Origin of the sequence: Streptomyces phytophilus (assembly GCF_013870535.1) — a bacterium.
Classification (GTDB): Bacteria; Actinomycetota; Actinomycetes; order Streptomycetales; family Streptomycetaceae; genus Streptomyces; species Streptomyces phytophilus.
Genome location: NZ_JACBXC010000334.1, coordinates 1 through 5,405, shown reverse-complemented (window position 1 = coordinate 5,405; position 5,405 = coordinate 1). Strand labels below are relative to the sequence as shown.

Annotated in this window: 4 protein-coding genes; all 4 read right to left on the bottom strand. The window is 70.7% G+C overall.

Features of this window, described 5'->3' with window-relative positions; translation table 11 throughout:
* Positions 1–857 (bottom strand): glycosyltransferase family 2 protein (locus H5J30_RS16340; protein ID WP_309505550.1); only part of this gene is annotated, 857 nt, incomplete at its 3' end.
* 166 nt (positions 858–1,023) lie between these two features.
* A complete protein-coding gene (locus H5J30_RS16335; RefSeq protein WP_181788158.1) occupies positions 1,024–1,947 on the bottom strand; it encodes a carbohydrate ABC transporter permease in 924 nt (307 codons plus the stop codon).
* On the bottom strand, positions 1,944–3,350 hold the full coding sequence (locus H5J30_RS16330) for a carbohydrate ABC transporter permease (RefSeq protein ID WP_181788157.1): 1,407 nt from the start codon (positions 3,348–3,350) through the stop codon (positions 1,944–1,946). The genes H5J30_RS16335 and H5J30_RS16330 overlap by 4 nt, the downstream gene beginning before the upstream one ends.
* Positions 3,351–3,372: 22 nt before the next feature.
* Positions 3,373–4,731, bottom strand: coding sequence for an ABC transporter substrate-binding protein (locus H5J30_RS16325; RefSeq protein WP_181788156.1), 1,359 nt, complete (start codon positions 4,729–4,731; stop codon positions 3,373–3,375).
* Between the last annotated feature and the right edge of the window lie 674 nt (positions 4,732–5,405).

The following is a 5,405-nucleotide window of genomic DNA, read 5'->3' as shown; positions in this document are numbered from 1 at the left end:
GCATACTGCGCCCGCGCCCGCCGGAAGAACTCCGCCCGCTTGTGCCGCGGCACCCGCCCGCTCTTGTTGAAGATCGTCGTCAGATGGTCCACCATCCGCACGAACAGCACCGGCCGCCACCTGTCCAGCCGCCGCGCGGCGAGGAACGCGAACACCCGGTCGTACTGCTCGAAGACGTCGAGGTGCTGCTCGCCCGGCGTGCCGAGGATGCTGCCGGACCGCCGCTGCCGGTAGTGCACGCACACCCGGTCCAGCACCGCGACCCGCTCCGCGGACAGCAGCGCGGGGTACGTCCACGGGGTGTCCTCGTAGTAGCCGGGCGGGAAGCTCAGGCCCTGGGCGGCGACGAAGTCCCGCCGGTACGCCTTGTTCCACACCACCATCAGCAGCCGCAGCAGCTCCGGCCGCTCCGCCAGCCGGAAGACCCGCGGCTCGCGCTCGGCGAGCAGGTCGGCGCGTACGTTGCGGGCGTGCCGGCCGTCCCAGTAGGTGCGGGCGTAGTCGTAGACGAGGACGTCCGGGTCCGCGGTGTCCGCGAGCCGGTCGGCGATCGCCCGGAGCGCGCCGGGGACGAGGGTGTCGTCGCCGTCGAGGAAGAGGACGTAGTCGCCGGTGGCGCGCTCCAGCCCGGCGTTGCGGGCGCGGCCGAGGCCGACGTTGGCGGTCAGGTGGACGGCGGTCAGCCGCGGGTCGCGGGCGGCGGCGGCGTCGATGATCTCGCCGCAGAAGTCGGGGGAGCAGTCGTCGACCGCGATGACCTCCACGTCCGTGAAGGACTGCGCGAGCACGGACTCCAGGCACTCGTCGAGATACGCCTGGACCCTGTACGCGGGGACGATGACGCTGAACCGGGGCACGGACACATCCCTGGGCGGGCGGCGGCGGAAGGACAGTCCGCTGGTCGGAATGTCCTTATTTCTGGTATCCGCCACCGTAACGGCGGCGCCACGCGCCCGGCCGTACGACAGTACGGCCGCCCGGGTGGATCACCCGGGCGGCCGTATCGCGTCAGTGTGTCCGTACCTACTTCACGGCGCCCGCCATCACACCCGAGACGAACTGCCGCTGGAAGGCGAAGAAGACGATCAGCGGGATGATCATCGAGATGAAGGCGCCGGACGCGATCAGCTCGATGTTGCTGTCGAACTGCCGCGCCTGCTGCTGCACCGCCACCGTCAGCGGCGGCTTGCCCGGGTCGGCGAAGACCAGGGCCACCAGCATGTCGTTCCACACCCACAGGAACTGGAAGATGCTCAGCGCCGCGATCGCGGGGCCGCCCAGGGGCATCACGACGCGGAAGAACAGCCGCATCTCGCTCGCCCCGTCGATACGGGCCGCCTCCAGCAGCTCCCGCGGGATCTCCGCGAAGAAGTTCCGCAACAGGAAGATGGCGAACGGCAGCCCGAACGCGGTATGGAAGAGCACCACGCCCGTGATCGTGTGGAACAGGTTCAGATCCCGGTACAGCGACGCGATCGGGATCAGCGCCACCTGCACCGGCACCACCAGCAGGCCCACCACCGCGAGGAACACCCAGTCCCGGCCGGGGAAGTCCATCCACGCGAACGCGTAGCCCGCCAGCGCGCCGATGACCACCACCAGCACCGTGGACGGCACGGTGATCCAGATCGTCGTCGGCAGCGCGCCCATCACGTCGTCGTTGCCGAAGAGCGCGTCGTACGTGTCCGTGGTGAGCTGCCCCGGATCGCCGAAGACCTTCCACCAGCCGGTCGTCGCGATGTCCGCCGGGTCGCGGAACGACGACAGCAGCAGCCCCACCGTCGGCGTCAGCCACAGGAACGCCACGATCACCAGGAACGCCCGGACCGCGCCGCCGCCCGCGTACCGCCCGACGCGGGAGGCGACCGACTCCTTCGCCGGCGCCTCGCTCTTCGCCTCCCGCGGTTCCGGCTTCGGTGCGGTCTCCGCCGCTGCTGCGGTGGTCATCGGCCGGACTCCTTTCGCAGGCGGCGGATATTGAAGATCATCACGGGGATGACCAGGAGCAGCAGCACGACGGAGATCGCGCTGCCCACGCCCAGGTCGGGCTCGGTGCCGGCGAACGCCTGCTGGAACAGCTCGACGGCCAGCACGTTGCCGTCCTCCAGCCGCGCACTCGGCACGATGATGTAGACGAGGTCGAAGATCTTCAGCACGTTGATCATCAACGTGACGAGCACGACGGCGAGTACGGGCGCCAGCACCGGCACCGTGATGCGCCGGAACACCTGCCACTCGTTCGCGCCGTCGACCCGCGCCGCCTCCAGCAGCTCCCGCGGCACCGACGCCAGACCAGCGGCGATCAGCACCATCGCGAAGCCGGCCCACATCCACACGTACGCCGCGATCACCGCCGGCGTCACCAGCGAGGGCCCGAGCCAGTCGACGCCGCCGTACGCCTCCGCGAAGTTCGAGGCCGGCAGCCGGAGCTGGGCCCCGTCCGCGGCGGCGGGCAGGCTGAACGTACCGTCGGACGCCGTCGTGGCCGAGGCGACGACCTTGCCGTCCTTGACCGCCTCGACCTCGATGCCCTTCAGCGCCTTCTCGCCGCTGTCGACGACGTCGGGCTCGCCGCCGCCGGGCTTGAAGTCCAGCCACACCGTGCCGTTGACGCCGTCGCCGCCCGCCTTCGGCTCGGCGGCCGGCTGCTCGCCCTCCGCGTCCTGCGGCTTCACCGCGACCAGCGGCAGCAGCGCCGTCTGCCCGGCGCCGACCGTGGCGCCGGACGTGAACGGGCCCTTGTCGGGGCCCTTCAGATCGCTGTTGGGGCGCGGGCGGGCGCCCGGCCAGGGCGCGGGGTCGCTGAACGTGTCGTGGATCGTCGTCCACGCCGCGTTCGCGGCGCCGCGCTCCGGCTCGTTCTGGTAGACGAGGCTGAAGATGACGCCCGCCGCCAGCATCGAGATGGCCATCGGCATGAAGACGACCATCTTGAACGCCGTGCCCCACCGCACCTTCTCGGTGAGGACGGCGAAGATCAGACCCAGCGCCGTGCAGATCGCGGGCGCGACGAGGACCCAGATCAGGTTGTTGCGCAGCGCGGTGCGGATGCGGTCGTCACTGAACAGCTCGGTGTAGTTGTCCAGGCCGATGAAGTCGTCGCCGGTGACGTCGAAGAGGCTGCGGTAGACCGAGTAGCCGATCGGATACAGCACGAGCGCCCCGAGCAGGACCAGGGCCGGCAGCAGGAACGCCACCGTGATCCAGCTCTTGGTCCGTACGACCGACCTGGGCGGCTTGCTCCGCTTCCTCTCCTGCGAGGCGTTCTTCTCTGGTGACGTACGGCCCGGCGGTGCGAGGGGGGAGGGTGCGGCGGACTCCGCCGCACCCCCCGCCGACGAGGTCGACATCAGGGTCTCCCTGCTCCGTCCGTCAGCTCTTGTACGCCGCGGCCGCGGCCTTTTCGAGGTCCTGCTGCGCGCCCTCGACGTCCTTCGGATCGGCCAGGAAGTCCTGCAGCGCCTTCCACTCGCCCTTGCCCGCGGTGCCGCCGAAGTCGGCGGGCGCCTGGTCGGACATGTCGAAGCGGAAGTCGTCCCCGGCGTCGACGAGCGCCTGCGCGATCTCGCGCTGCACGTCGTTCGGGTACGCGGCCGCGTCCATGTTCTTGTTCGGCGAGATGAAGCCGCCCGGTGCCGCCCACGTCTCGGCCGCCTCGGTGGACGACAGGAACGTCAGCAGCGCCTGCGCGCCCTTGGAGCCGGTCAGGGTCACGGCCGCGTCGCCGCCGGTGACCACCGGCTTGTCCGGGCCGACCGCCGGGAACGGGAAGATCTTCGCGTCCTCGCCGACCGTCGCGTCGGTCTCGTTGACGAACGCGCCGACGAAGTCGGCCTCGAAGACCATGGCGGCCTGCGGGTCCTCCAGGTCGGCGAAGGGGGCGATCGCCGAGTCCGGGAACGCCATCTTCGTGGCCTTCTGCTTGCCGCCCGCGATCAGGTTGTCGTCGCCGAACAGCTCGCCGAGGGTCGTCAGCGCGTCCGTCACCGACTTGTCCGTCCACGGGATCTCGTGCGCGGCGAGCTGGTCGTACTTCTCCGGCCCTGCCTGGGAGAGGTAGATGTTCTCGAACCAGTCGGTGAGCGTCCAGCCGTCCGCGCCGCCGACCGCCACCGGCGGCACCCCGGAGTCGGAGACGAGCTGCGCGGTGTCCATGAAGCCCTGCCAGTCCTCCGGCTCCTGGGCGCCCGCGTTCTCGAAGGCCGTGGTGTTGTACCAGACAAGGGACTTGTTGGCCGCCTTGCAGTACACGCCGTACTGCTCGCCGTCCACCGCGCCCAGGTCCTGCCAGCCCTGCGAGAAGTTCTTGCCCAGCTCCTTCTGCGCGGCCGCGTCCAGCGGCTTCGCCCAGCCCTCCTTGACGAACTCCTGCAACACGCCCACCTGCGGCGCGAAGACGACGTCCGGCGGCTTGCCGCCGGCGACCTGGGTACGGACGAAGGACGCGACGTTGTCACCGGTGGGTACGTACTCCACCGTGGCGCCGGTCTGCTCCTCGAAGACGTCGAGAACCTTCTCGAAGTTCTTCTGCTCCGGCCCCGTCCACACGGCGCCGACGCGCAGCGACTCACCGTCCAGCTTCGGCAGTTCGACGCCGGAACCGGACTTGTCCGTCTTCCCGCCGCTGCCGTTGTCGTCATCGCCGTCGTCGCCGCACCCGGCGGCGGTCACGGCGAGCGCGCCGGCGGCGACGATCGCCACCGCGGCCCGCACGACTCTCACCTGCTGCATCCCAGCCTCCCCAGGAACGCGGGGCAGGTGGGGTTGTCCCGTGCCGGCACAAACCTGCCCCGCGGGGCCTGTGCCGTTTTACCGGTGCGAAATGCTGTGGGGTATGTCCTACGCCCGGACCGGCGACCCCGCAATAGCGCCTCGTAAGCAAACCCCGTCAGCGGCCGTTTCGTGATCCGTCCGTGATGGGCAAGCGTTCGGAACGTGAAGGCGGGCGTGGGGCGGCTGGAGCCGCAGACAGGTGCAAAGGCCGCTGGTGGGGGGGGATCTGAAGAAAAACGGGTGCGGGCGCGGAGGGTGGGGCGAGAGTTCGGCCGGTGGAGGGACGACACGTGCGGTGGGTTGACGGCGCAGACGGGGAGGATGGCAGATTGTTGCTGGGGGAACGGGTGGGACGGATGGTGCGAGTGGGGCGTTGAGGGCGGGAGCGCGCGGGGGCGGACGCGTACGAAGGGTGCGCGGTACGTCCTCGACGGCTGCGCGGCCGTGGTGCGAAGGCCCGGGGCGGACCGGTCCGGAGGTCGCGGGTACTACGGGGACGGGGTGCGGGTGTCGTCCGGGTGGGCGGTGGACGAGCCCGCGGCGCGCTGGAGGGCGCTGGCGAGGAGGGCGAGGTCCGTGGGCCCGTTGCCGAGTTCGCGCAGGGGGCGGCTCGTCGGGGGCGAGCCCATGCG

Excerpts from the sequence above, each read along its gene's own strand:
- H5J30_RS16335 (WP_181788158.1), bottom strand. The coding sequence starts at position 1,947 with ATGACCACCGCAGCAGCGGCGGAGACCGCACCGAAGCCGGAACCGCGG.
- H5J30_RS16330 (WP_181788157.1), bottom strand. The coding sequence starts at position 3,350 with ATGTCGACCTCGTCGGCGGGGGGTGCGGCGGAGTCCGCCGCACCCTCC.
- H5J30_RS16325 (WP_181788156.1), bottom strand. The coding sequence starts at position 4,731 with ATGCAGCAGGTGAGAGTCGTGCGGGCCGCGGTGGCGATCGTCGCCGCC.